Genomic DNA, 25,101 nt, shown 5'->3' on the forward strand with positions numbered 1-25,101 from the left:
CATTGGCATGAACTCGGCATTCACCGGGGGACGGTTTGTGTTGACCCAGGTCAATGCTGCAATTTCGCGTTCCGGTCTGATGGCATCACCATGGAACTCGCGATCAAATTGCTCATCGGCGGCACGGGCAGCCTCGCCTCCTATCTGGCGGCGCATGTCCTGCTGTGCTTGCTGCCGGCCTTCTTCATTGCCGGGGCAATGGTGGCACTGATCCCCAAGGCCAGCATTACACGCTGGCTTGGACGCAACACCCCGGCCTATGTGTCTTACCCCGCGGCAGCCGCAGCCGGCTCCGTGCTCGCCGTGTGCTCATGCACCGTCGTGCCATTGTTTGCAGGCATCTACCGGAAAGGGGCAGGCATCGGACCGGCTATCGCCTTCCTGTTCTTCGCGCCTGCCGGCAACATTATGGCACTCACCTACACCGGCAGCATCCTGGGACTGGAATTTGCCGTCGCCAGGGTGGTGATGTGCTTGCTGTTTGGCATTGGCATTGGCCTTCTGATGGCGCTGCTGTTCTGGCGCGATGACATCGGCCATGACACCCAAACTGACGCCCTCTTCAGCGAGCAGGCCGACATTTCACCCGCAGCCTTGGGCGTTCTGCTGTCGCTGATAGCGGTGCTGATTGCTGGCACCATAAAGTTGTGGCCGTTCACGGCTATCATGGCCACCGTCCACCTGCCCTTGCCATGGGCCGCTGCGTGGCAGGCCGCGCTGTTCGAGTGGATGCCATTCGATGTCGCCAAAGGCGAGGAGGGCATCGGCTTTCACGGATCGGTTCTGATTGCCCTGCTGTTGCTCATTGCTGCAACCGCCTGGAGGGGGCTGGAGAACATCATCGAAGGCGCAAACGTCTGGACCTGGCTCGCACTCGGCCTCTCGGCCACCACCTTGTTGGTGGCCGCCGCGCGTCTGACCCCGCAGCCCGGCGGATTGGAAGTGGCCCTGACTGGCCGAGTCCTGGCCGTAGCGCTCGCCATGTGGGCGGTATGGTACTTCGCGAGCATGCTCGCTCAAGATGACTGGCGGTCATGGCTATGGGAGTCCTGGCGCTTCGTGACGCAAATCTTCGTACTGCTTCTAGTGGGCGTATTCGTGGTGGGCATGGTCCGTCAGGTCATTCGGCCCGAATGGATTGAGAGCCTCGCCGGCAGCAACACTCTGCTCGCCAATGCACTGGGGGTCGGCTTTGGCATCTTCATGTACTTTCCTACTCTTGTGGAAGTACCGGTGGCACGCATGTTCCTCGATCTCGGCATGCATCGCGGTCCGCTGCTGGCCTACCTCATGGCGGACCCGGAGCTGAGTCTTCAAAGCGTGTTGATGGTGGCCGTCGTGATCGGCCGTGCGAAGACCGCAGCCTATGTGGGAGCGGTGGCCTTGTTCAGCATCAGCGCCGGCCTGATTTACGGCGCCTGGGTGGATGGCATGAGCTGGGCATCGCTGGCTCTCACGCTGGTCTCCATCATGGCTGCAATATCCGGCTCCCTGGCCTGGCTGCGGCAGCGCCAGCGCGCGGCCGCTACCGCCTAGTCCGTTCACACAATTGAAGGAGACGACGACCATGGTGACCATCAAGATCCTCGGCTCCGGCTGCGCCAACTGCAAGAAGCTGGAAACTGTTGCGCGCGAAGCTGCCGGCCGCGCCAACGTTCCAGCCGAATTCGTCAAGATCACCGATTTCAAGGACATCATGGCCTATGACCTGTTGTCCACGCCGGGTCTCGTGATCAACGAGAAGCTGGTCAGCAGCGGACGCATTCCGACAGTCGCCGAAGTGCAGAAGCTGCTGGCGACGGCTTGAGAGCGAGAGTCCGCTTGCGCGAGAGAGGCCCCCGGATCCGATCGGAAGGTCCGAGTGCCAGCAGCTGGAGCCCGCCTCGCCTAGTCTGCCTCCGCGCGACCTTCCGGGCGTGAAGGGCGCTTCGGCGGAGTATCCTGCGTCTGGACGTTCGCGGAGGCCGGACGGAAGAGGCGCGTTGCGCGCTCGGCCCAGTAGCTTTTCCATCCACCACCCACGCTGTATGGCCCTATCGGAGTGAAGAGGTTTCCCATCGTGGGCGGCTGCGGATCTGGCTTGAACTGGAGCACCGGCGCCACGCGCGCAACAATGCGCTCCACCAGCATGGGTGCAAGCTTCAGCGCGATGCCCAGCATGTAACCTGAGATCCCGACGATGACCTCGCGACGAGGCCGCTCCGAGAGACCTACTATGGCCCGTGCCACGCGCCCGGCCGCAATCACCGGGAAGATCGAGCGCGCCTGCCGCCCGAATACGTTGCCCATTTTGCTGTAGACGGGTGTGTCCACTGCCCATGGCATGACCAGGCAGACATGGATGTCGGCCGCCCGCTCAAATTCCTGCCGCAGGCAGGCCGTGAAGCCTCGAACGGCGAACTTGGTCGCAACATAAGGGCTGAGCAGAGGCTCTCCCGTCATACCCAGAAGAGAGCTGGTGTTTATGAGAACACCGCGATCACCTTACGTCCGAAACTGTGACAGTGCCACCCGGGAGCCGTTGACACATCCCATGAGATTGACGTCGATCACGCGCCGGAAGGCCTCGATCGGCATGTCTTCGAATCGACCAACCATGAGAACCGCCGCGCAGTTCACCCAAACATCGATCCGGCCATACGCCGCGACCGCCGCGTCACGGATGCGCTCGACTGCAGCTGGGTCGGTCAGATCGGCCGCGCATGCGACCGCTTCGGCACCGTGCTCATGGCACGCGCGAACCACCACCTCCAATGCTCCGGTGTCCCGACCCACAAGAACAAGGCTCGCCCGTCGTGCGGCGAAAGCGAGCGCGGTCGCCTGGCCGATTCCGCTGGATGCTCCTGCAATGACGATTGCGCGCGTGCCGGGCCAACGGTTCACGGCCGCACCGCTACACGCGGACACAGTCGGCGACCGCTCGCCGTACAGCCGTTGCGGCTGGTTCTCGTGGTTCGGGCTTGGGCGGCCGCCGCGCGCCTGGTGAGATTGGTGTGAGCCATCATCAGCCTCGCCCGAATTGAACGTCGCGAGGGCAACCAGCGGGAGCTATGCTTGTTCCTCCTGCGACCTCCGGCGCGCAGCGATCGACGTTCCTGTCGCCATGGCCAGGTCCGCGTCGATGAGGATCGAACGAATCCGCCGGATGATGGGACCTCACTCGGCACCGAAAGACGCAGCGGGGATCTTCGGACGGTGTGCGCCCAACTTGCCGTCTACAATCACCTCATGCTGATCGACGATGGCGTCAACGGCCTCCGGCCATACGAGAGCTCATCGGCCCGGCCCAGCAGGACTACGACGGCGCGTTCGTCGTCGGTGAGGATCTCATAGCCGTCTGCCCGCGCGCTTCGGCGAACCGCCCTACAGCCCTACAGCATCACCCCGCCCCGCTTGATCAATTCCTTCCCGACCGCCGCCAGGTGCACCTGGTCCGGGCCGTCGCCGATGCGGATGAAGCGGGCGTAAACGTAGGCGCGCGCGAGGAACGTGTCCTGGGAGACGCCAGCGGCGCCGTGGATCTGGATGGCGCGGTCGATGACACGGGCGGCCATGCTGGGCACCACGATTTTCGCGGCGGCGATCAGGTCGCGCGCGGCCTTGTTTCCTTCGCGGTCCATCTTGTCGGCGGCCTGCAATGTCAGCAGACGCGCCTGCGCGATCTCGCAGAAGGAGTGCGCGATATCCTCTCGCACCGAGCCCTGCTCGGCCAGCGGCTTGCCGAAGGCTATACGCGACACCGCACGCTGGCACATCAACTCCAGCGCGCGCTGGGCGCAGCCGATCAGGCGCATGCAATGATGGATACGGCCGGGGCCGAGCCGGCCTTGCGCGATCTCGAAGCCGCGGCCTTCGCCGAGCAGGATGTTTTCGGCAGGCAGGCGAACGTTGTCGTAGACGATTTCGGGGTGGCCGACCGGGGCGTCGTCATAGCCGTAGGTGAGCATGTCGCGGACGATGCGGACGCCGGGCGTGTTCCTGGGCACCAGGATCATGGATTGCTGGCGGTGGCGGTCGGGATCATCGGGCGCCGTCTTGCCCATCACGATCAGGATCTCGCAATCCTCGTTCATCGCGCCCGAGGTGAACCACTTGCGGCCGTTGATGACGTAGTCGTCGCCGTCGCGCCTGATCTCGCACTGGATGTTGGTGGCGTCGCTGGAGGCGACCTGGGGTTCCGTCATCGAGAAACCGGAGCGGATGCGCCCATCCAATAACGGCTTCAGCCAGCGCTCCTGCTGCGCGCTGGTGCCGTAATTGGCGAGCACCTCCATGTTGCCGACATCAGGAGCGGAGCAATTGAACACTTCGGGCGCCCAGAGGATGCGGCCCATGATCTCCTTCACCGGCGCGTATTCGAGATTGGTGAGCCCCGGTCCGTGCTCGCCGGACAGAAACAGGTTCCAGAGCCCCTGCTCCCGCGCCAGCTTCTTCAGGTCCTGAAGCACAGGCGGCGTCCTGTAGCGCACCGCCTCCGGCTTGACCTGCTCGTAATAGAGATCCTCGACCGGCTCGACGTGCGTGCGCATGAACCGGCGGACGCGGTCCTGCAGCTCCAGCGAACGGGCGGAGTGGTGAAAATCCATGGCGGTCTCCTGTTCATGCCGAGCGTGGAGCGCACGCCTCGCCCTTCGAGACGCCCCTCACGTCCCGCGCAACAGCTCGCTAGCGACAACCCAGTCGTTGCCGTCGAACTGGAGCATGTAGCCGTCCTTGATCGGGCGGAAATCCTGCGGCGTCGTGTTGAGGGTAATGCCGGGCATCAAGAGCGACAGCGGCACGTTCTTCAGGTTTGCCGCCTGCGCCATGATGTTTTCGCGCGTCAGATTGTCCTTGCACTGCTTCAGCAGGACCACGAGTGCCTCGGCGACGGTGTAGCCATAGAGTCCCGCGACGTTGTTGACGTCGGCGTTCGGCAGCCGCTTCTTCATGAAATCGATATAGGCCGTCATCGCCGGGTCGCTCTTGGGCTCGGCCACAAAGGGCTTGAGCGAGCCGAGCGAGAGCACGCCCTTGCCGGCATCGAGCCCCGCCGGCACCATCACGGTCGCCTTGTTGGCGCAACCGCTCGCGATAAAGCGCATCGGCTGCCAGCCGACCTCATGCGCTTTCCGGATCGCCTGCGCGCAGGCGCGCGGCGTCACCGAATAGATCAGGAAGACGTCGGCCTTGGTGTTGGCCAGCGTCAGCACCTGGGAATCCACGGTGGGGTCCGCGACCTCGAAGCTCGAGGCCATCGCGATCGCCTTGTCGGCGTCGGCGCCGAGGGCTTCCTTGACGCCGCGCAGATATTCCTTGCCGGCGTCGTCGTTCTGATAGAGCACCGCAAAACGTGCATTCGGATTCTTGGCGCGCGCGTAAGCGACGTCGATCGCGGCCTCGCTGGTGTAGTTCGGCGCCCAGGGCAACGCGATCGACCAGGGCATGTTGGCGGGATCGTTCCATTTCGAAGCCGAGCTGATCAGGAAGATCTGCGGCACCTTGTTGCTATTGAGATACTTTGCGATCGCCGAGCTCGGCGCGGTGCCCATCGTCGCGAAGATGAAGGCGACGCCCTCGCCTTCGACCAGCCGCCGCGCGGCCTCCATGGTCTTCGGAGGCGAGAAGGCGTCGTCCAGCGAGATCAGATTGAGCTTGCGACCATTGACGCCGCCCTTCTCGTTGATCTCGTCGAAATAAGCGGAGATCACCCTGCCCGTGATACTGAGCGGCGATGCCGGGCCGCTATAGGGCATGGTATTGCCGATCTTGATCTCGGTGTCGGTGACTCCAGGGCCGTAGGATTTTTGCGCAGCGACGGGCGTGGACAGACAAGCGGCAGCGAGCGCTGCAGCCAGGGCCAAAGCGGCTTTCATGGTTTCTCCCCGATGATCATCGCCGCGAGTCGGTCGCGCGGCGCGCTGCTTCTCGTCAGCGCGTCAGATCAGCGGAGTTCATCAAGATGGTCTTGCGTCGAGTTGCTGATGGCTCGCCTGGCCGCGCCGCTTCAAGGCAAAGCCCAAGCTGATCCAGCCGGCGCCGGCCATGATCAGGTCGATCCCGAGGAACAGGCCGAGGATGTAGACGCTGTTCACCGGCCAGCGCGCCACGATGAGGAGGCCGAGCAGCAGCGTGATTGCGCCCGACAGCGCCACCCAGCCCCACGGACTTTCGCGCTTCATGCTGAAGGCGAGATATAGCCTCACCGCGCCGGACGCGAGCAGCGCCGCGCCGAGAAAGAGCGTCAGCACAACTGCGGCCAATAACGGGTTCTGGAAGGTGAGGAAGCCGGCAATGATGTAGAGCACCCCGAGCAAGGCCCAGATCAAGAACTTCCCCCAGCTCTTCAGCTGGAATGCGCCGATCACCTCGGTCACGCCGGCGACGATCATCATCGCGCCGACCACGATCACGCTCGCCACCGTTGCCATCACCATGCTGCCGAGCGCGACGAAGCCGGCAATGAGGTAGACGACGCCGAGCGCGACGATCCACCCCCATTTGGCATGTAGCGCAGAGATACTTGAGCCGAGACTGGAATGATGAGACGCGTCTGAAGCAGTTGTCATGGCGGCCACTCCTGCATGCAAGGCCCGCGGGCACACGCGACGATAGCACGCATCGCAACGGGACGATAGCCAGCGGAGCAGCCCTCACCTGCAGCAACATTGACGCAAATCAACATCGAATGCGTCGTCGGATCGCGAAGGCGCAACTTCCTGCCCTCGGTCATTGCACGTCGCTTTACAGGCGCGGATCAGCTGTCCGAGTTGGCGAGCCCTAACAGCTCCTGCCGCGTCACCGCATTGTCGCGGAACACGCCGAGCATGCGGCTGGTGACGAGATCCGTCCCCGGCTTGTGCGCGCCGCGCGTGGTCATGCAGTGATGCGTCGCCTTGATGATGACGCCGACGCCTTGAGGCTCCAGCACGTCGTTGATCGTGTTGGCGATCTGGGCCGTCATCTTCTCCTGGATCTGAAGGCGCTTGGCATAGACGTCCACGAGCCGCGCAAGCTTGCTGATGCCGACCACGCGCCCTTGCGGAATATAGGCGACCCAGGCGCGGCCGACGATCGGCGCCATGTGGTGTTCGCAATGGCTCTCGAAGCGAACTCCGCGCAATACGATCATCTCGTCGTAACCTTCAATCTCCTCGAAGGTCTTCTGCAGGATCTCCGTCGGGTCCTGGGCATAGCCGGAAAAATACTCCTCGAAGGCACGAGCAACACGATCAGGCGTGTCGCGCAGGCCGTCGCGCGCGGGATCATCACCGGCCCAGCGGATCATGGTCCGGATCGCCTGCTCGACCTCCGCCCGATCGGGCCGCTCGCTTGGCGCCTGCGCAACCGCGACCCGCTCCAACTTGCGCGCTCGTGACGTCATCAATGGTCTCCCCTTCCGGCGGCCACATGAACAAGCGGCCCTCAGCTTGGACGGCGCCAATCGGAAAAGGTTCCCGAGGTCCGGGAAAATAGGCGGATCGGCAGCACGCCAGACCGGGCCTAAGCCACCGCCTTGCGCACATCGAGCACCGCCCGCGCCCATTCGGCCGGCCGCTCCTGAGGCAGGTTGTGACCGGCATTGGTGAAGACGCGCCGCTCGAAAAACCCCGCGAACTTGTGCGCGTGGTGGGCGGTGCCGGGATTGACGCCGTCGCTGTCGCCGTCGATCGCAATTGTCGGGACACGGATCGGCGGCTGCGCGGCGAGCCGGGCCTCGATCGCGGCGTAGGCGGGGTCGCCATCAACCAGCGCATAGCGATGGCGATAGGAGTGGATCACGACGTCGACGAAATCGGGATTGTCGAAGGCTTCGGCGCTCGCCTCGAAGGTCGCGTCATCGAACGCCCATTTGGGCGACCACATCGCCCAGAGCTGGCGGGCAAAGCCGCGGCGGTTGCGCTCGAGCGCGCGGCGGCCGCGCTCGTTGTGAAAGAGATATTGATACCAGAGAGCTGCCTCCTCCGGCGGCGAAGCCGGCTCCATGGCGCGGGCGATGTTCTGGATGTTGTAGGAATTGCCGGACACAAGGGCGATCACGCGCTCCGGATAGAGCGCCGAGACGACACAGGCCGCGCGCCCGCCCCAATCATAACCGCCGACGAGTGCCCGCTCGATGCCGAGCGCATCCATGAAGGCCAGCAGATCGGCGCCAAGCGCTGCCTGCTCGCCGGAGCGCAGCGTCCCGGCGGAGCGAAACCGCGTCGGCCCATAACCGCGCAGCCAGGGCACCAGCACCCGCGCGCCCGCTTCGGCAATGATCGGCGCGGTCTCGGCATAGGCGTTCACATCATAGGGAAAGCCGTGGCCAAGGATGCAGGGCCAGCCATCCGCCGCGCCGTATTCGCGATAGGCAATATCGAGGATGTCCGTGCTGACTGTTTTTTGTTGCATGGCTGGCTCACTGGGAATGGTATCGTGGCTTGGATAACCGAAGCATCCGGACGTTGCGCCACCGGTCCCGGGCATCGCTTCGCTCATCCGGGCTACAAGGGCCCGACCTATCTCTGCGGGCCGGACAGCGAAATGTCGCGCTCGGCGCGGAACACGTTGCTGTAGAGATTGGCGATCCACTGCCGGCCGATCTCCGTCTTGTTGAGATAACCGATCTCGGTCTGGATGTGCGGGGCGACGCTGTTCCAATAGAACTGCGGATAGCGGTTCACGATGTCGGCCGGCGAGTCGTAGCCGAGCTGGCGGTTGATGCCGACCTCCTCGAACTCGTAGTAGAGCGCGTTGGCCTTGCGCAGATAGTTGGGATCGCCGAGCTGGCCGATGAAGTCTGCCGCGCGCAGGATCGAGGCTTCCTCGTCGTATTCCTGCCCTTCACGGGCGGGAAAGCGCGTGCCTTCGATGGCGCTGGCAATGCGGTCCGGATCCAGGCCGGGAATATGCCGGAGCCGCCGCGTCACGTAGAGCTTCGACCTGTCGACGTGATACATCATCAGGCTCGCATCCGAGGCACCGCGCGGCAACGAGATCTTGGTGTCGGCCGCATCGATGATGAAGCCTTCGGCGTCGTCCTCCTCGAACAGGCCGCGGACATAGCCGATGTCGTGGGCGAGGCAGGCGATCAGGACATGGACGTAGTCCTCGGCCGACAGATGCGTATGAAGACTTCGGCCGCGGAGGATCGCCTGGGCCGCCAGCGTCACCAGCATCGTATGCTCGATGTTGTGGTAGAGCGCATCGCTGTTGCCGATGCATTCCATCGCGGTGCGGGTCGCGCTCTCGACGATACTTGCAGAAGTCTCATCGTACCGGCGGCGCATGAACCTGCCGAGGAATTCCTCCAGGGATTCAGCCGCCAGTCTCGGTAAGGTCATCATGGATGCAGCCCCGTCCGCCGCTGGTGTGCCATCTCCCGTCGTCTCATTCTTGTTGTCGACGCATCGGGGAGCATAGCCCATCTTGGGCCGGGTAACCAAACGCGGGAGGAAAAATACGCAAATATCCTGCCGTTCCGCTGCGCAGCATCACGGTTGCCGTCACACTTCACTACAACCGCTGGGGCGAATAGCCGAGGGACGCCCGGCGCTTCAAGGAGCGGACAGGATGGCGGCGCCTTCAGCCGAGCGCGACAGGCTTCTGGCCAGATAGAACAGCTCGACCAGCTTGCCGCGTTTGCCGGCCAGCGAGAAAATGTACTCGGGCGAGTCCGCCTCGATTTCGGCGATCGCCACCTTCGCGATCCGATCGATGCGGCTCGAGCCGTGCTCCCACACAAAGCCGACACCAAGCCGATTGGCAACCGCCTCCAGCATCCCCTCGCGCGTATTGACGATGATCGCCGGACTGGCGCGCAGGTTGACGGCGCGAAACGCCCTGTCCACGGCGCGTTGGGTCGCGGAATCCCGGGTGCGAAACACCAGCGGATATCGCACGAGGTCGGCGATGGACACGCGCGATTGGCGACTGAGCTCGTGAACGGGATGGCAGATCGCAACGACGCGCTGCTGGACGCAGGACTCGCGCCGGAAGCGATTGTCCTGCGGCACCTCGGGCAATACTGCGACGTCAACACGCTGGTCGACCACCGCGGCCATGATCGCCGACCAGCTGCCGATCTCGATGTTGATCTGGATCTTCGGATACAGATTGCGGAACGCCGCAATCAGCGCCATGCCCGGCATGGCATTGCCAAGCCCGATGCGCAGCTCGCCCCCCGTGAGCTCATCGCGCTGCTGCAGGATCGCCAGCGCATCCGCCTCGATGGCTTGCATGCGGTTCGTTGCAGCGTAGAGCCGCCGGCACAGCGGCGTCGGGATCAGAGTCTGTCCGTGCCGGTCGAACAGCGCCACTGCGAACTCGGCCTCGAGGTCGCGCACGAGCTGCGCAACGGCCGGCTGTGATACCCCGAGCCGCCTTGCTGCGGCCGCGAAGCTGCCGGTCTCGAACACCGCATTGACCGCCCGGACACGCGAGGACGTCAACGCCACGACAACACTCTCACGATCGAGATTCCCCGTCTGCCGGACCGAAAGCAAAACCTGGGATGACCATAAGCATGGCCATTGACCGTTATGTGAATGTCAGACGCGCTCCCTACTCCTCGTGCGCCGCAACCGGCCAGCAGGGGACCAGCGCGCATGGCGCAGATCGAACTTTCCGCAATCCGCAAATCCTTTGACGGTACCGACGTCCTGAAGGGCATCGATTTCCGGATCGAGGACGGCGAGTTCATCTCGCTGGTCGGTCCCTCCGGCTGCGGCAAGTCGACCCTGCTCCGGGTCATTGCCGGGCTGGAGCCGCAGAATTCCGGCGAGGTCCGCATCGACGGCCGCCCGGTGGACGGCATTCGCCCGAGCGCGCGCAATCTTGCGATGGTTTTTCAATCCTACGCGCTCTATCCGCACCTAAATACCTTCGACAACATTGCGGTGCCGCTGCGGATGCGTCGCCTCTCGGCGATCGAGCGCCTGCCGCTCCTAGGTGCGGTGCTGCCGGGCCGGCGCGCCAAGGAACGGCACATTCGCAATGACGTCGAAGCCATCGCCGAGCAGCTCGACATTGCTCCGTTGCTGCGGCGCAAGCCGGGGCAATTGTCCGGCGGACAGCGGCAACGCGTCGCGGTCGGACGTGCCATGGTGCGCGAGCCGCGGGCCTTCCTGTTCGACGAACCGCTCTCCAATCTCGACGCAAAGCTGCGCGTCCACATGCGCGCGGAGCTCGCCGAGCTGCACCGCCGCCTCAAGGCAACGTTCGTCTATGTCACGCACGACCAGGCCGAGGCGATGACCATGTCGAGCCGGATCGCCGTCATGATGGACGGCGAATTGATCCAGGCCGGCACGCCTGCGGAGATCTACAACGATCCCGAGGACATCCGTGTTGCCGAATTCATCGGCAGCCCCAAGATCAACATCCTTCCAGGCCGGATCCGGAAGGACGGCGGCGTCGATGTGCTGGGGACTGCCCTGAAATTATCCTGCCGGGCTGCGGCCGGCGACTGTCGGGTCGGCGTCCGCCCGGAGCGGATCGACCTCGGCGCCGGGCCGTTCTCCGGAACGGTCGTCCATCTCGAGAATCTCGGCGCCGAGGCATTCGTGCACCTTGCGATCGAAGGCTCCGGGTTGCGCCTGATCGCGCGGCTGGCGGACGTCCGGCATCTGCCCGGGATGGCCAGCTCCGTCACCTTCGGTTTCGCCCCCGACGCGGTACGGATTTTCGATCCGGCCGGGAAGCGGATCGAGCTCAAGGTGGAGCAGCCCGAGCGCGTTCGTGAGCCCGCCCATGTCTGACGGCTCGATGACAATGGACGCCGCGATCGCGCCTGCCAGCGCGGCAAGGCGCGCGGTGCCGGTCCACGGCAGCCGACGCACGTATTCCGCCTACGCCTTGGTGACGCCGGCGGCGGCGCTGATGCTGATCATGCTGCTCGGTCCGCTTGCCGGCGTGATCGCCCTCTCCTTCACAGATTACCAGCTCGGCGCGCCGCATTTCTCCTGGATCGGTCTCGCCAACTACCAGGACCTGTTCGCCGACAAGGTGTTCTGGACTGCGCTGCGCAATACGCTGACCTACGTCGTGATCGTGGTGCCCGGCGCCGTGATCGCCGGCCTTGCGATCGCGCTCCTGATCCAGAGCGGCACCAGCCTGCGCAGCCTCTACCGGACGATCTATTTCCTGCCCGTGATGGCGACCCTGATCGCCATGGCCGTGGTCTGGGAGTTCATGCTGCATCCGCAATTCGGCCTGGTGAACGGGATGTTGCGCGGCGCGGGCCTGCCGGCATTTGCCTGGCTGCAGGACCGCAACACCGCGCTCTATGCGCTGTGCGCGATCGGCATCTGGCAGGCGGTCGGCTTCAACATGGTGCTGTTTCTCGCCGGCCTCGTCTCCATTCCCAAGCAGCTCTACGAGGCGGCTGAAATCGACGGTGCGTCGAGCGGCTGGGCGCGGTTCCGGCTCGTGACCTGGCCGATGCTGGGACCGGTCACGACCTTCGTCGTCGTGATCTCCGGCATTCGCTCCTTCCAGGTGTTCGACACCGTCCACGTGTTGACCAAGGGCGGCCCGTCGAAATCAACCGAGGTCCTGATCCACACCATGTACACGGAAGGATTCGAGTTCTTCCGCTCGGGCTACGCCGCGGCGATCACCGTTGTTTTCCTGGTCTTCGTTCTGCTGCTCACGCTGATCAAATCGAGACTCGCCGATCGCGGGGTGCACTACACATGAGCAATGCACATCCCATCCCATTCCGGGCGATCCTCCGCCACGTGCTGCTGATCGCCGGCGCGGCAATCATGCTGGCGCCCTTCATCTGGATGATCTCGACCGCGTCCAAGCCGCAAACCGAGATCTTCTCAAGCGAACTGCACCTGATCCCACACCAGTTCGCGCTGGCGGAGAATCTGCGCGAGGCATTCGCCAAGGCCAATCTGCTGCGCTTCCTGCTCAACGGCGTCATCGTCACGGTCTCGATCTTCCTGCTGCAGGTCATGGTGGCGCTGCCGGCGGCCTATGCGCTGGCAAAGCTTCGCTTCCTCGGCCGGGAGACGATGTTCGCGCTGGTGCTGTTCGGGATACTGATCCCGCCGCAGGCGACCGCGGTCCCCGTCTTCCTGCTGCTGCACAAGGCGGGGCTGCTCGACAGCTATGCCGCGCTCGTCCTTCCCTTCACGATCTCGGTGTTCGGCATCTTCCTGATGCGCCAGTTCTTCAAGACCGTGCCCGACGATCTCGTCGACGCCGCGCGCATGGACGGCATCTCGGAATTCGGCATCGTCTGGCGGGTGATGCTGCCGGCCGCGATCCCGGCCGTCACCGCCTTCGGCATCTTCTCGGTGGTCGCGCATTGGAACGATTATTTCTGGCCGCTGATCGTCCTCAACAGCGAGCACTTGCGCACGCCGCCGCTTGCGGTCGCCCATTTCCGCAACAACGAGGCCGGCACGAGCTACGGCCCGCTGATGGCCGCGGCGATGGTGATCATCGCACCGCTCGTCATCGCTTTCCTTTTCGCCCAGCGCCGCTTCATCGAGGGCATCACCCTCACCGGCATCAAGTAACCGACCAACCCAACAGGAGTCTATCCATGCTGAAGACCATCATCGCCGCAGCGGCTCTGTCGCTCGTGGCCGGATCTGCGCTCGCGCAGACCCAGACCGAGATCGTGATGCAGTATCCCTATCCGGAGCTGTTCACCGAGACCCACAAGCGCATCGCCGAGGAATTCGCCAAGATACACCCGGAGATCAAGGTCACGATGCGGGCGCCTTACGAATCCTACGAGGACGGCACCCAGAAGGTGCTGCGCGAGGCCGTGACCAACCAGATGCCGGACGTGTCCTTCCAGGGCCTGAACCGCATCCGCGTCCTGGTCGACAAGAACATCCCGGCCGCGCTCGACGGTTACATCGCCGCCGAGAAGGATTTCGACAAGCAGGGCTTTCATCAGGCGATGTTCGACATCGGCACCGCGAGCGGCAAGGTCTACGCCCTGCCCTTCGCGATCTCCCTGCCAATCGTCTACGTCAATCTCGATCTGGTGAAGCAGGCCGGCGGCGACGTGAACAACCTGCCCAAGACCTGGGACGACCTGATCGCGCTCGCCAAGAAGATCAAGGCGCTCGGCAACGACACCAACGGCGTCACCTACGCCTGGGACATCACCGGCAACTGGCTGTGGCAGGCGCCGGTCTTCGCGCGCGGCGGCACCATGCTCAACGCCGACGAGACCAAGGTCGCGTTCGACGGAGCGGAAGGCAAGTTCGCCATCAACACGATTGCGCGGCTCGTCAACGAGGCCGGCATGCCCAATCTCGACCAGCCGTCGATGCGCGCGACGTTCGCTGCCGGCAAGACCGGTTTCCACATCACTTCGACCTCCGACCTCAACAAGGTCACGCAGATGACCGGCGGCAAGTTCGCGCTGAAGACGATTCCGTTCCCGGACGTCGCGTCCCCGAACGGCAGGCTCCCGGCCGGCGGCAATGTCGTGCTGATCCTCGCCAAGGACAAGGCCAAGCGCGACGCCGCCTGGGAAGCTGTGAAGTTCTGGACTGGCCCGAAGGGCGCCGCGATCATGGCGGAGACCACCGGTTACATGCCTCCGAACAAGGTAGCCAACGACGTCTATCTGAAGGACTTCTACGTCAAGAACCCCAACAATTACACCGCGGTCAGCCAGCTCGCGCTGCTCACCAAGTGGTACGCCTTCCCCGGCGACAACGGCCTGAAGATCACGGACGTCATCAAGGATCATCTCAACTCGATCATCTCGGGCGCCCGCACCAAGGAGCCTGAGGCCGTCCTCGCCGACATGACCGCGGACGTGCAGAAGCTGCTGCCGAAGACCACCGGCGCGGCGCGCTGACCATCCTCACATCACCGGCACGGGACGCCCTCGGCGCCCCGTGCCGCCCCAATGACCGGAGATTGCGATGAAGCTGCTGCATCTGAGCGACATTCACCTGACGGCGCCTGGCTCGACCATCGGGGGCCGCGACCCGCGCATCAATTTCGAACGGGCGCTCGCGCATGCGCTGAATGATCATCACGACGCCGAATTGATGGTGATCACCGGCGATCTCTCGGACTGGGGCGACCTCGCCGACTATCAATGGCTCAAGCAGCGCCTCGACGCATATCCGCTGCCGGTGCGGCTGTGCATCGGCAACCACGACCGGCGCACCGCCTTCCTGAGCGTGTTCCCCGACCTCGCCGACGACAACGGCTTCGTTCAAGGCATCCACGACACCGTCGCCGGCCGCTGCCTGTTCCTCGACACCGCCCATCCGGAAACGCACGCCGGCCGCTATTGCAGCGATCGTCTCGGCTGGCTCGAGGCGCGGCTTTCCGAGCATGACGGGCCGTTCCTGCTCTTCATGCACCATAACCCGATGCCGGTGCATCTCGTCCCGTTCGACCAGATCGGCCTGCTCGACGATGCTCCATTCCGGCATCTCATCAGCCGCCATCGGGCGAAGATCCGCCACGTGTTCTTCGGGCATTGTCACTTGCCTCTTGCCGGCTCGATTGCGGGCGTCCCGGTCTCGTCGCTGCGCGGTACCAACCATGCGAGCTTTCCGCTGTTCTCCGAGACGAGCCTGCTGAGCGCTTGCGATCTGCCGCAATCCTATGGCGTCGCATTTCTTGGGGAAGATTATGTGACCGTGCACATGGTGGAGTACGGCTACGACGGTCCCATCCGCATCCAGGGTTCGCCTGATTACAAGGCCTGGGATCGCGAGACCATGGTTCGGTGACCGGCAAGCGCCGACCTTTGCCATCGGCGAGTACCCGTAAGCCTGCGCTGCACTTTTGGAGAGTCCGCTCTACCTCTATGGCGGCCTTGGCCTGCCTCACGGTAGGTCGGAGATGGGCCACAAGTAACATTCAGTAGCGGCCCGCACTCCTCGGGCCGCGGAGCCCTAGTTGCGATAACCTTTGCACTTCGTCGCCTCCTTGTACTCGCCGTGCTTGCCCCACTTGCGCTCGATCTTGCAGGGGCCTCGGCGGTACTCTTGCTTGTATTCGCGGTCGTAGTTGTAAGCGCGGTAATGACCACGGTCGTAGCCCCAGCGCCCCTTACCGCTTTCATCTTTCCAGTGATCGGCAAGCGCGGGCGACGTGAGCACTCCCAGGAGGCTGACGATTGTCAGAATGAATCTCATGGAATGCCTCCGGTCAGAGATTTAGGGCCGCGGATTTGGTTGAGGGGCTGGCGAGGGTGACGTCGCGGGAGCAGAGGGATTGGGAGACGCGACGGGCTTCTGATCATCGGCCCCATGGGGCACACAGGTCCCGATATTGCTGAGAAGTCTCTTGGCCTGCAGTTCTCGCGCTTTCGAGTATTCGCGCCGGCGCTCAATGTTGGCCGCCGCCCAACGGTCCCAGGCCTCGAACGCGTCGGAATAGTGCTTGCGCATCTGCTCTTCGGCCGAAAGGCAATCCGCGAACTTGTCGAACACCAGGTCAGTGTTCACGGGTGTGATGCCGCCAACCAAGACCACGAGCATCCATTTCATAGCTGCCTACGAAACATGAAGTTCGCTCCACCTAGCACCAAAAAGGCGCCAGTTCGCGGGCAATGGGATGCGAGCTGGCGCCTCTCCACCGAAACGCGGTCAGCCGCGCCCGGGAAAACGTGGCAACAACTCTATGGTTCCGAAATGTTTGATCGGTGCGCGGAGCGAGAGCCGTTCGGCCCGAGGCTCGTATGCTCACAGTCCGCTTCGGGTCGACACGCGGCCTCGGCAGTCCATCACGCGCTAGTCTCCACCACGCCAACCGGACGTCTGCGCGCTCGTCACGCAGGGCCGCAACGGGCCAAGAGGCGACGGAGCACGGTTGGTCATATATGTAGGACGCGGCAACTCAGGGCCGTACGACGCTCCCATCCGATCGCCGAAATTCAACCGTCTCGTCCGGAGCGCGTAGTTCTGCCAGCTCACCACTTCTTCGGCAGGACATCAGTTAACCAACCATCGCTTGGAACACCAGAAAATCGCCTGAGAGCAATAACGCTGACGTTGCCGATGACGTCAGCGAGATAGCGTTCGACTGCGGTGAGCTCATCGAGACCAGACAGATCAGCAAGGATGCTCCCATACGTGTGGGCGGGACATCCGTCGAAGCCCAGCGTCCAATCGCCGTCCGCCCAGGTCACAAGAAATTTCAGCTGATCATCTGGGCTGATGTATTCGCAGGTTAGCATCGCATGGGTTTTGCACCATACTTGTGCAAGGTGAGAAGGAGATGAGACCTATGGTTGATGTCCCATGCATCCACCTCAACGCCGCTGGCGCTGCACTGCCTCTGCCAGCGGCACAGTCTGCCGCGATCGAATTTATGCGTGAGGAGTTCCGTCTTGGCCCCCACTGGGCCGCTGAGAAAGTCAGTGAGAAGATCGCCGGGCGCCAGGAAGGCGCGACAGTTAACGCCATTCGATTCGGTATGCATCAATGGGCTGCTGAAAGCCTTTGAGATGGTGGGCACCCAAGCTTGACACTTGCACGCGATCCCGGATGCAATCCTGTACAGCCTTTGACACCAGAATGGCATCGGGGTCGGCCAACTGACACAAACGAGCGGCCAGTTGAACGGTCGCACCGAAGAGGTCGTTGCTGTCAGCAATCGGCTCGCCGACATCGATGCCAATCCGCACCTGAAGCTTCTCCTTGCTCGCCAGATTGAAGGCTTCAAATGCGCGCTGGATGGCGCGGGCGCATTGCACGGAGGCAGAGGCGTCGGCAAAGGATGCCATGATACCATCGCCGGTGTGCTTCACCACATGTCCGCCCTCGTCCTTCAACGCCCGGCGCACCAGCGCGTCATGAGCCCGAACCATCTCCACTGAACGGGCATCGCCAAGACGCTCCGTCATGCTGGTAGAGCCAACGATGTCGGTGAACATGATAGCTCGCAGCGCAGAATCGAATTTGATGTCGTCTGCCGCGCCGCCAGGTGCCGGGTCGGACACCCTCCCCAGAAACGCCTGGACCGCCGAGAGGTCCACTTCGATGACATCCTTCGCTACGTCGCCGTGAGCTTCGTCATGAACCCTCATCGCCGTTCGGATATCCGGTGCGTCAATGAGACAGAAGCCCGTACCGCGGGATTCATCAAACCAGTACGTTAGAAAACGAACGCCGTATCGATCTTGCACTTCCAGATCTTTGCGATGCGCCTCGGCGATATCGGCGGCGGTCAGCCCCGAGAGATCGTGCCGGTCAAGGAAAATTGGCATCGGCAGCACCCTATCCAATCCTTCGAAATATGACCTGAAGTTTGCACCAAGCTTGAAGTTCGCGAAAGGGCCGATCCCTGCGTCCTGATGTCAGTTCCGGGTCACAAAGCTGCCAATGACATTCTAGATGGCAGACTTCCGCTTCGCGTTGGTAAGCCGAACGCTTATGAGTACACGCCCTACTCCACAAGCAGCACGTCGACGGCGACATTGAGCTTCTGCCTGGGCGAGCCGACGATGATGCCGTCGACCGGCGAGACGTCGGAAAAATCGCGCCCCACGGCAAGCACGATGTGATCGTTGCCGATCAGGAGATCGTTGGTCGGATCGAGATCGACCCAGCCAAGCTCCGCCCCGCACCACAGCGACACCCAGGCATGGGTGGCGTCGGCGCCCTGCAGACGCCGCTGGCCCGGCGGCGGAATGGTGCGCAGGTAGCCGCTGACATAGGCTGCGGGCAGGCCTAGCCCACGCAGCCCCGCGATCATCACATGGGCAAAGTCCTGGCAGACGCCATGGCGTTTGTCGAAGACCTCCTCGAGCGGCGTCGTGATCACCGTCGCCTTCGGGTCGTAGCGAAATTCGCTGCGGATGCGGTGCATCAGGTCGACCGCGCCCTCGAGAATGCCGGTGCCGGATGCAAAGCTTTCCGCGGCGTAGGCGCTGACCGGGCGCAGCACCGGTACCAGCGGACTCGCGAAGACATAGCCGACGGGCGAGGACGGCCCGAGGCTCGTCGCCTCGATGGCGATGTCCCGAATGCTCTCCCAGGACGGGCCGGCCGCACTACGGGCGGGAGGCTGGCGTGACACCGAGACACGCGAGCGCGAGTCGATGCGCAGACTGCGATGGGCGGCTTCGATCGTGACGCTTTCCGTCAGTGTGCCGAAGAAATCGCGCCGCTGGTTGCGCTCGGCCGGCCGTGGATGGATCTCGACATCGTGCGAGATCAGTTCCTGGCCGCCTCCGCTTCTCGGCTCGAGCCGCAGCGTGCAGCGAGCGAAGCTGACCGGATTTTCGTACTCGTAGGTGGTGACGTGACGGATGTCGTAGATCACGCCAGCCCCGTCAGCTTTTCCGGCCGGCTGGCGTTGGGACCGTGTGGGAAATAGTGCTGCCCGATCGCGTCCGCGAGGCTGAGCAGATCCTGCTCCAGCGCGAACAGCGTCTTGACCTCGAGCTTCTCGGCCTCCGCCGTCGCAAGCATCGCCTGCATCGCCACCGCGAGCCGCTGCGGCTTCTCGATCAGGCCGTGCTCCCTCAGGCTCGGCAGCGCGGCGATGTGCTCGTTCAACGTCGTCACCTGGAACGCCACCGACCGTGGATTGTAGCCGTCGAGCACGGCGAGGTCGCGCACCGGGGCCAGGATCGGCGCCAGCAGATAACGGGAGCGGTAGGTGATCTGGCAGTCCACCAGCGTCAGCAGGATGTCGAGATCCTCGTCGCCGGCCTCATCATAGGCGAACTGGCGCGTGAAGCGGGTGGTGTTGATGGCGCGCTCGATGCGGCGTCCGATGTCCAGGAAACGCCAGCCGGCGGCGCGGTTCATGTTCTCCTGCGCAAGCCCCGCAAAGCTCGCCAGCTCCTGCAACGTGAGCTCGGCGGCGCTTAACACGCTGTCGTCGTCCTCGACCTCCAGGGCGAGACGCTCGACCATCTCGGTGATGACCTGCCAGGCATCGGGCGACAGCCGCTCGCGCAGCGAGGTCGCCGTGCGCTGGGCCGCGCGCACCAGCGACAGTGCCGAGCCGAAACGCTCCGCACTCTGCAGCGCTTCTGCCGTGATGCGGCCCGAGGCGGTGCGCGATGTCTGCGAGATCGCGCCCCAGGCCACCAGCAGGCGCTGGATGCGTTCAGCCGATTGCACCGAGGCCGCGGTGCCCTTGTTGGGCCCGCTCGGCGAGCCCAAAGCGCGCACCAGCCGCAGCGTCGCCTCGGCGCGTTCGAGGTAGCGGCCGAGCCAGAACAGATTGTCGGCGGCACGGCTCGGCAGCACGCCGGCGATGCGGCGGATGCGCACCTTGTCGGTCGCGGGCAGCAGCGTCGCGGTCGAGACCTGCTTGTCCGAGACCACCCAGACGTCGGCGGCGCGGGCGCCGTCACCCATCGACACCGCGCGGGCGTCCGGCTGCTCGGCGATCCGGCAGAAGCCGCCGGGCATGATCGCCCAGCCGTCGGGCGTGGCGGCCGCGAACACGCGCAGCACGAAGGGGCGCGGCGTGAGTTGCCCCTTCTCCCAGACCGGCATGGTCGAGAGCCGCACCACCTCCTGGCCGACATAGTCCATGCCGCGCGCGGTGATGGCGTCGATGAGGCGCTGGCGGTCGGCGGCATCGAGCTCGCTCGCGAGCACGGGACCATTGCTGTCGAAACCGGGAACGTCGCGCCGGTAGGCACCTTCGATCGCGACCTCGTCGAGCCGCGCCAGCACCTCGTCGCGCGCCGCGCGCTGGCCGCACCACCACGTCGCGATATGCGGCATCTTCAGGTCTTCGCCGAGCAAGCGGCGGCTGAGCGCCGGCAGGAAGCCGAGCAGCGCCCGCGCCTCGAGGACACCCGAGCCCGGCATGTTGGCGACGACGACGCCATCCTTGCGCAGCACGTCGATCAGGCCGGGTACACCGAGCCGCGAGGAGGCATCGAGCTCGAGCGGATCGAGCGAATTCGAATCGACGCGGCGAAGCAGCACGTCCAGCCGCTTGAGGCCGGCGACAGTGCGGATGTGGACGCGGTTGTCGCTGACCGCGAGATCTTCGCCCTCGACCAGAAGGAAACCGAGATAGCGCGCCAGCGTCGCATGCTCGAAATAGGTCTCGCTGAAGCTGCCGGGAGTGAGCACGCCGATCCTGGGCTCGTCGCGGTCGGCGCGCGCGCGCAAGGAATCGCGGAAGGCCTCGAAGAACGGCGCAACCCGCGGCACGTTCATCGACTTGTAAAGATCGGAGAAGGCGCGCGAGAGCACGAGACGATTCTCCAGCGCGTAGCCCGCGCCCGACGGCGCCTGGGTGCGGTCGCCGAGCACCCACCAGCGACCGTCGGGCCCGCGTCCGACATCGGCGGCATAGAGCGAGAGATAGCGTCCGCCCGGCGGCGGCACACCGCACACGGGACGAAGATATTCGGGGCTGCCGGCGATCGCGGCCGCCGGCAGCGCGCCTTCGGCCACGAGCCGGCCTTCGCCATAGATATCGCGCAGCACGCGCTCGAGCAGCTCGGCGCGCTGGGTGATGCCGGCGCAGAGCTGCTGCCAGTCGGCCTCGTCGATCAAAAGCGGCAGATGGCTGATCGACCAGGGCCGGTCGGCGCTATCGCCCGGCGCGCGATAGGTGACGCCGGCCTCGCGCAAGTGACGGTCGGCCATGCCGAAGCGCCGCTCGATCTCGTCGGGCGCGAGCGCACCAAATGCGTCAAAGAAGCGGCTCCACACGGCGCGCGGCGTGCCGTTCGGGCCCAAGAACTCGTCGGGAATACCGGGGAGCCGGCTATAGTCGCGCACCCATTGTGCGAGCCGGCGCTGGCCCTCGCGCTGGCTCTGCGCCCTGCCCGCCTTGTCGTCCTGTTCGGCTGCGCCCTCGCCCATGCGCGTCTCCATGCCCCCGCATCATACTCATTGCAGGAGCGGGGTCCGCAAGTCGAGGGTCAGCGGAAACTCATTTGTGCGTTCCTCCGGCGGCGGCTGCACCGGACCGGGGGTGTGGCCATGGTCCTGGAAGCGCGCCAGCCGCCGCGCCTCGGCCTCATAGGTATTGACCGGCTTGGTGTCGTAATTGCGCCCGCCGGGATGGGCGACGTGGTAGACGCAGCCGCCAAGCGAGCGTCCGTTCCAGGTATCGATCAGATCGAACGTCAGGGGCGCGTGAACGGGGATGGTCGGGTGCAGACCGGAGGCCGGCTGCCAGGCCTTGAAGCGGACCCCGGCCACAGCTTCCGTCGAGCGGCCGGTTGAGGTCATCGGCAGGCGGCGTCCATTGCAGGTCACGATGTGGCGGCCTTCGACGAAGCCCTCGGCCTTGACCTGGAGCCGCTCGACGGATGAATCGACATAACGCACGGTGCCGCCGGCCGAGCCCTCCTCGCCGAGCACATGCCAGGGCTCCAGCGCCTGGCGCAGTTCCAGGGTCACTCCGCCATGATGCACGCGGCCGAAGGCGGGAAAGCGGAATTCGAGCTGGGCCAGGTACCATTCCGGCTCGAACGGATAGCCGAACTGCTTCAGCTCGGTGAGTACGTCGAGGAAATCTTCCCAGATGAAATGCGGCAGCATGTAGCGGTCGTGCAGCGCGGTGCCCCAGCGCACGAACTTGCCCGCCAGCGGCTCGCGCCAGAACTTCGCGATCAGCGCGCGGATCAGGAGCTGCTGCGCCAGCGACATACGCGGATCGGGCGGCATTTCGAGAGCGCGGAATTCGACGAGGCCGAGCCGGCCGGTCGGGCCCTCCGGCGAATAGAGCTTGTCGATGCAAATCTCGGCGCGGTGGGTGTTGCCGGTGATGTCGACGAGCAGATGCCGGAACAGCCGGTCGACCAGCCACAGCGGCGTCTGGGTGCCCGGCGGCGGCACGTGCGAGAGCGCGATCTCGAGCTCGTAGATGCTGTCATGGCGGGCTTCGTCGATGCGCGGCGCCTGGCTGGTCGGGCCGATGAAGAGGCCGGAGAAGAAGTAGGACAGCGATGGATGCCGCTGCCAGTACAGCACGAGGCTCTTCAAGAGATCCGGCCGGCGCAGGAAAGGCGAATCCTGCGGGCTCGAGCCGCCGACCACGACGTGATTGCCGCCGCCGGTGCCGGTGTGGCGGCCGTCGACCAGGAAGCGGTTGGCGCCGAGGCGCACCTTCGCCGCGTCCTCATAGAGTCCGGAGGTGATCTCCACCGCGTCGCGCCAGCTCCTCGCCGGCTGGATGTTGATCTCGATGACACCTGGGTCGGGCGTCACCTTAATCACCTCGATGCGCGGGTCGAACGGCGGCGGGTAGCCCTCGACATGGACGGGAAGCTGCATCTCTTCGGCGGTATCTTCCAGCGCCGAGACCAGCTCGAGATAATCCTCGATGCGCTCGACCGGCGGCATGAAGGCGCAGATCACGCCGTCGCGAATCTCGATCGCCAACGCGGTGCGCACAGGAATTGCCGTGTTGAGATGCTCGGGAGCCGTACGCGGCGGCGCTGGCGGCCGGGCCATGCGCGTGAAGACGGGCAGCTTGCCCCGGGGCTCCATCGGGTCCTGCTCGACGATGTAGGGATACTGGTTGGGCGGGACGTGAGCGAGCGAACCGATCGGCAGGCGCAGGCCGAGCGGAGAATCACCCGGCGTCAGGAATAGATGATTGCGCCGCAGCGACCAGCGCTCGCTGCGCCAGCGCGGCGGCGCATTCCAGCGTTGGACCGGCAACACGAAGCCGCGCGGCGTGGTCAGGCCCTGGTCAAACACGCGCGCCATGCGTGCGCGCGCCTCCGGATCCGACAGTTTGGAATCGGTGGGGTCGACGTTGACCGGGAGCTCGGCCTCCTTCTGCAGCCAATAGGCGGGATCCTCATAGGCCGGCATGATGTAGCCGAGATCGAGGCCGAGCCGCGCCGCTGTGCCTTCCATGAAGGCCTCGGCATCCCGGACCTCGGGACGCCGTGGATTCTCGATCTTCGCGATGAGGTCGGCGTTCCTCCAGATCGGCACGCCGTCCTTGCGCCAGTACAGGCCGAAGGCCCAGCGCGGCAGGCTCTCGCCCGGATACCACTTGCCCTGGCCGTAGTGCAGGAGGCCGCCGGGCGCAAAGCGCGTGCGCAGCCGGCGGATCAGATCGTCGCCGAGCGCGCGCTTGGTCGGGCCGACGGCTTCCGTATTCCACTCCCCAGCTTCGGGATCGTCGACCGAGACGAAGGTCGGCTCGCCGCCCATGGTGAGACGCACGTCCGCGCTGGCGAGATCGCCATCGACCTGCTCGCCGAGATCGTCGAGGCGGGCCCAGGATTCGTCCGAGAACGGCTTTGTGATGCGCGGCGCCTCGCGGATACGCTTCACGCTCATGTCGAAGCTGAATTCGACCTCGGCAAAGCCGGCCCCGCCGGAGATCGGCGCCGCCGAGCGATAGTGCGGCGTGGCAGCGACGGGAATATGCCCCTCGCCGGCAAGCATGCCCGAGGTCGCGTCGAATCCGATCCAGCCTGCGCCCGGCAGATAGACTTCGGCCCAGGCGTGCAGATCCGTGAAATCGTTCTCGACTTCCGGCGGTCCCTCGATCGGATCGATGTCGGGACGGATCTGGATCAGATAGCCGGAGACGAAGCGCGCGGCCAGCCCGAGATGGCGCAGCGTCTGGATCAGAAGCCAGGCGGAGTCGCGGCATGATCCTGCGCCGGAGGCAAGCGTCTCCTCCGGCGTCTGCACGCCCGGTTCCATCCGGATGATGTAGCGGACTTTCTTCTGAAGCTCGCGATTGAGCTCGACCAGGAAGTTGACGGTGTTCGGGGCCTCGTGCGGGATCGAGTCGAGAAACCTGGCGAACAGGCGATCGGGCTTGATGGTCTCGAGATAAGGCGCAAGCTCGGTCTTGAGATCATCGGGATATTCGAACGGAAAGCTGTCGGCGTAAGGCTCGACGAAAAAGTCGAACGGGTTGACCACGGTCATCCGCGCCGTGAAATCGACCTCGAACTTCAGCTCGGTGGCCTTCTCGGGAAAGACATAACGCGCGACCCAGTTGCCTTGAGGATCCTGCTGCCAGTTCACGAAATGATTGGAGGGCGTGACCTTGAGCGAATAGCTCAAAATCGGGGTACGCGTGTGCGGAGCCGGCCGCAGCCGGATAGTCTGCGGGCCAAGATCGATCGGACGGTCGTATTTGTAGTGCGTGACGTGGTGTAGCGCGACGTAGATCGACACGGGGTGCGGTGCTCCAGCAGCTTTTTTGAGCAGAACACCTGAGGTGGGT

General features: G+C 64.5%; 21 protein-coding genes and 1 pseudogene. 7 read left to right on the forward strand and 15 right to left on the reverse strand.

The window, feature by feature from the left end; all coding sequences use genetic code 11:
- Window positions 1-90 precede the first annotated feature (90 nt).
- Entirely contained in the window at window positions 91-1,536 is a 1,446-nt protein-coding gene (locus ASG57_RS28835) for a permease (protein ID WP_024339737.1), read from the forward strand.
- 31 nt (window positions 1,537-1,567) lie between these two features.
- Complete coding sequence (locus ASG57_RS28840) at window positions 1,568-1,807, forward strand: thioredoxin family protein (protein ID WP_024339736.1); 240 nt, start codon at window positions 1,568-1,570, stop codon at window positions 1,805-1,807.
- An 80-nt stretch (window positions 1,808-1,887) separates the two neighbouring features.
- Here ASG57_RS28840 and ASG57_RS39750 read toward each other — a convergent pair.
- The 8 genes and pseudogenes from ASG57_RS39750 to ASG57_RS28885 all read right to left on the reverse strand — a co-directional run bounded on the left by ASG57_RS39750 (window position 1,888) and on the right by ASG57_RS28885 (window position 10,418).
- Window positions 1,888-2,907: pseudogene (locus tag ASG57_RS39750) on the reverse strand (SDR family NAD(P)-dependent oxidoreductase).
- 464 nt (window positions 2,908-3,371) lie between these two features.
- Window positions 3,372-4,586, reverse strand: a complete 1,215-nt coding sequence (locus ASG57_RS28855) for an acyl-CoA dehydrogenase family protein (RefSeq protein WP_024339735.1) — start codon at window positions 4,584-4,586, stop codon at window positions 3,372-3,374.
- Window positions 4,587-4,643: 57 nt separating this feature from the next.
- Entirely contained in the window at window positions 4,644-5,855 is a 1,212-nt protein-coding gene (locus tag ASG57_RS28860; protein ID WP_024339734.1) for an ABC transporter substrate-binding protein, read from the reverse strand.
- Window positions 5,856-5,936: 81 nt separating this feature from the next.
- On the reverse strand, window positions 5,937-6,548 hold the full coding sequence (locus ASG57_RS28865; RefSeq protein ID WP_024339733.1) for an HdeD family acid-resistance protein: 612 nt from the start codon (window positions 6,546-6,548) through the stop codon (window positions 5,937-5,939).
- 188 nt (window positions 6,549-6,736) lie between these two features.
- Window positions 6,737-7,363, reverse strand: a complete 627-nt coding sequence (folE, locus tag ASG57_RS28870) for a GTP cyclohydrolase I FolE (RefSeq protein ID WP_057198526.1) — start codon at window positions 7,361-7,363, stop codon at window positions 6,737-6,739.
- A 119-nt stretch (window positions 7,364-7,482) separates the two neighbouring features.
- Window positions 7,483-8,373 (reverse strand): alpha/beta fold hydrolase, encoded by an 891-nt coding sequence (locus tag ASG57_RS28875; RefSeq protein ID WP_057198528.1) that lies wholly within the window; start codon window positions 8,371-8,373, stop codon window positions 7,483-7,485.
- A 107-nt stretch (window positions 8,374-8,480) separates the two neighbouring features.
- Window positions 8,481-9,308 (reverse strand): HD domain-containing protein, encoded by an 828-nt coding sequence (locus tag ASG57_RS28880; RefSeq protein WP_024339731.1) that lies wholly within the window; start codon window positions 9,306-9,308, stop codon window positions 8,481-8,483.
- Between the two features lie 210 nt (window positions 9,309-9,518).
- A complete protein-coding gene (locus tag ASG57_RS28885; RefSeq protein WP_024339730.1) occupies window positions 9,519-10,418 on the reverse strand; it encodes a LysR substrate-binding domain-containing protein in 900 nt (299 codons plus the stop codon).
- Between the two features lie 150 nt (window positions 10,419-10,568).
- On the opposite strand from ASG57_RS28885, the gene ASG57_RS28890 reads away from it, so the two are divergent.
- From ASG57_RS28890 to ASG57_RS28910, 5 genes are all read left to right on the forward strand, one after another.
- Window positions 10,569-11,720: an ABC transporter ATP-binding protein gene (locus ASG57_RS28890; RefSeq protein WP_024339729.1), complete on the forward strand. Its 1,152-nt coding sequence runs from the start codon at window positions 10,569-10,571 to the stop codon at window positions 11,718-11,720.
- Entirely contained in the window at window positions 11,713-12,660 is a 948-nt protein-coding gene (locus ASG57_RS28895; RefSeq protein ID WP_024339728.1) for a carbohydrate ABC transporter permease, read from the forward strand. The genes ASG57_RS28890 and ASG57_RS28895 overlap by 8 nt, the downstream gene beginning before the upstream one ends.
- Window positions 12,657-13,493, forward strand: coding sequence for a carbohydrate ABC transporter permease (locus ASG57_RS28900; protein WP_024339727.1), 837 nt, complete (start codon window positions 12,657-12,659; stop codon window positions 13,491-13,493). The genes ASG57_RS28895 and ASG57_RS28900 overlap by 4 nt, the downstream gene beginning before the upstream one ends.
- A 26-nt stretch (window positions 13,494-13,519) precedes the next feature.
- Window positions 13,520-14,800 (forward strand): ABC transporter substrate-binding protein, encoded by a 1,281-nt coding sequence (locus tag ASG57_RS28905; protein WP_024339726.1) that lies wholly within the window; start codon window positions 13,520-13,522, stop codon window positions 14,798-14,800.
- Between the two features lie 67 nt (window positions 14,801-14,867).
- A complete protein-coding gene (locus tag ASG57_RS28910) occupies window positions 14,868-15,692 on the forward strand; it encodes a phosphodiesterase (protein WP_024339725.1) in 825 nt (274 codons plus the stop codon).
- A gap of 165 nt (window positions 15,693-15,857) precedes the next feature.
- Here the strand turns inward: ASG57_RS28910 and ASG57_RS28915 are convergent, their stop codons facing one another.
- The 7 genes from ASG57_RS28915 to ASG57_RS28945 all read right to left on the reverse strand — a co-directional run bounded on the left by ASG57_RS28915 (window position 15,858) and on the right by ASG57_RS28945 (window position 25,052).
- A complete protein-coding gene (locus tag ASG57_RS28915) occupies window positions 15,858-16,100 on the reverse strand; it encodes a hypothetical protein (RefSeq protein WP_024339724.1) in 243 nt (80 codons plus the stop codon).
- Window positions 16,101-16,121: 21 nt separating this feature from the next.
- On the reverse strand, window positions 16,122-16,454 hold the full coding sequence (locus ASG57_RS28920) for a hypothetical protein (protein ID WP_024339723.1): 333 nt from the start codon (window positions 16,452-16,454) through the stop codon (window positions 16,122-16,124).
- A 422-nt stretch (window positions 16,455-16,876) separates the two neighbouring features.
- Complete coding sequence (locus ASG57_RS28925) at window positions 16,877-17,143, reverse strand: hypothetical protein (RefSeq protein WP_244490948.1); 267 nt, start codon at window positions 17,141-17,143, stop codon at window positions 16,877-16,879.
- Between the two features lie 219 nt (window positions 17,144-17,362).
- Window positions 17,363-18,175: a nickel-binding protein gene (locus ASG57_RS28930; RefSeq protein WP_024339722.1), complete on the reverse strand. Its 813-nt coding sequence runs from the start codon at window positions 18,173-18,175 to the stop codon at window positions 17,363-17,365.
- 179 nt (window positions 18,176-18,354) lie between these two features.
- Window positions 18,355-19,233 (reverse strand): transglutaminase family protein, encoded by an 879-nt coding sequence (locus ASG57_RS28935; RefSeq protein ID WP_057198530.1) that lies wholly within the window; start codon window positions 19,231-19,233, stop codon window positions 18,355-18,357.
- Complete coding sequence (locus tag ASG57_RS28940) at window positions 19,230-21,755, reverse strand: circularly permuted type 2 ATP-grasp protein (protein WP_024339720.1); 2,526 nt, start codon at window positions 21,753-21,755, stop codon at window positions 19,230-19,232. The genes ASG57_RS28935 and ASG57_RS28940 overlap by 4 nt, the downstream gene beginning before the upstream one ends.
- Before the next feature lie 27 nt (window positions 21,756-21,782).
- A complete protein-coding gene (locus tag ASG57_RS28945) occupies window positions 21,783-25,052 on the reverse strand; it encodes a transglutaminase family protein (protein WP_024339719.1) in 3,270 nt (1,089 codons plus the stop codon).
- Window positions 25,053-25,101: the final 49 nt, after the last annotated feature.

The organism is Bradyrhizobium sp. Leaf396 (assembly GCF_001424605.1).
GTDB lineage: Bacteria > Pseudomonadota > Alphaproteobacteria > Rhizobiales > Xanthobacteraceae > Bradyrhizobium > Bradyrhizobium japonicum_C.

Coding starts and splice junctions, on each gene's coding strand:
- ASG57_RS28920 (WP_024339723.1), bottom strand. CDS start 16,454: ATGAAATGGATGCTCGTGGTCTTGGTTGGCGGCATCACACCCGTGAAC.
- ASG57_RS28890 (WP_024339729.1), top strand. CDS start 10,569: ATGGCGCAGATCGAACTTTCCGCAATCCGCAAATCCTTTGACGGTACC.
- ASG57_RS28865 (WP_024339733.1), bottom strand. CDS start 6,548: ATGACAACTGCTTCAGACGCGTCTCATCATTCCAGTCTCGGCTCAAGT.
- ASG57_RS28895 (WP_024339728.1), top strand. CDS start 11,713: ATGTCTGACGGCTCGATGACAATGGACGCCGCGATCGCGCCTGCCAGC.
- ASG57_RS28905 (WP_024339726.1), top strand. CDS start 13,520: ATGCTGAAGACCATCATCGCCGCAGCGGCTCTGTCGCTCGTGGCCGGA.
- ASG57_RS28900 (WP_024339727.1), top strand. CDS start 12,657: ATGAGCAATGCACATCCCATCCCATTCCGGGCGATCCTCCGCCACGTG.
- folE (WP_057198526.1), bottom strand. CDS start 7,363: ATGACGTCACGAGCGCGCAAGTTGGAGCGGGTCGCGGTTGCGCAGGCG.
- ASG57_RS28930 (WP_024339722.1), bottom strand. CDS start 18,175: ATGCCAATTTTCCTTGACCGGCACGATCTCTCGGGGCTGACCGCCGCC.
- ASG57_RS28910 (WP_024339725.1), top strand. CDS start 14,868: ATGAAGCTGCTGCATCTGAGCGACATTCACCTGACGGCGCCTGGCTCG.
- ASG57_RS28860 (WP_024339734.1), bottom strand. CDS start 5,855: ATGAAAGCCGCTTTGGCCCTGGCTGCAGCGCTCGCTGCCGCTTGTCTG.
- ASG57_RS28880 (WP_024339731.1), bottom strand. CDS start 9,308: ATGATGACCTTACCGAGACTGGCGGCTGAATCCCTGGAGGAATTCCTC.
- ASG57_RS28835 (WP_024339737.1), top strand. CDS start 91: ATGGAACTCGCGATCAAATTGCTCATCGGCGGCACGGGCAGCCTCGCC.
- ASG57_RS28875 (WP_057198528.1), bottom strand. CDS start 8,373: ATGCAACAAAAAACAGTCAGCACGGACATCCTCGATATTGCCTATCGC.
- ASG57_RS28855 (WP_024339735.1), bottom strand. CDS start 4,586: ATGGATTTTCACCACTCCGCCCGTTCGCTGGAGCTGCAGGACCGCGTC.
- ASG57_RS28915 (WP_024339724.1), bottom strand. CDS start 16,100: ATGAGATTCATTCTGACAATCGTCAGCCTCCTGGGAGTGCTCACGTCG.
- ASG57_RS28925 (WP_244490948.1), bottom strand. CDS start 17,143: ATGCTAACCTGCGAATACATCAGCCCAGATGATCAGCTGAAATTTCTT.
- ASG57_RS28840 (WP_024339736.1), top strand. CDS start 1,568: ATGGTGACCATCAAGATCCTCGGCTCCGGCTGCGCCAACTGCAAGAAG.
- ASG57_RS28940 (WP_024339720.1), bottom strand. CDS start 21,755: ATGGGCGAGGGCGCAGCCGAACAGGACGACAAGGCGGGCAGGGCGCAG.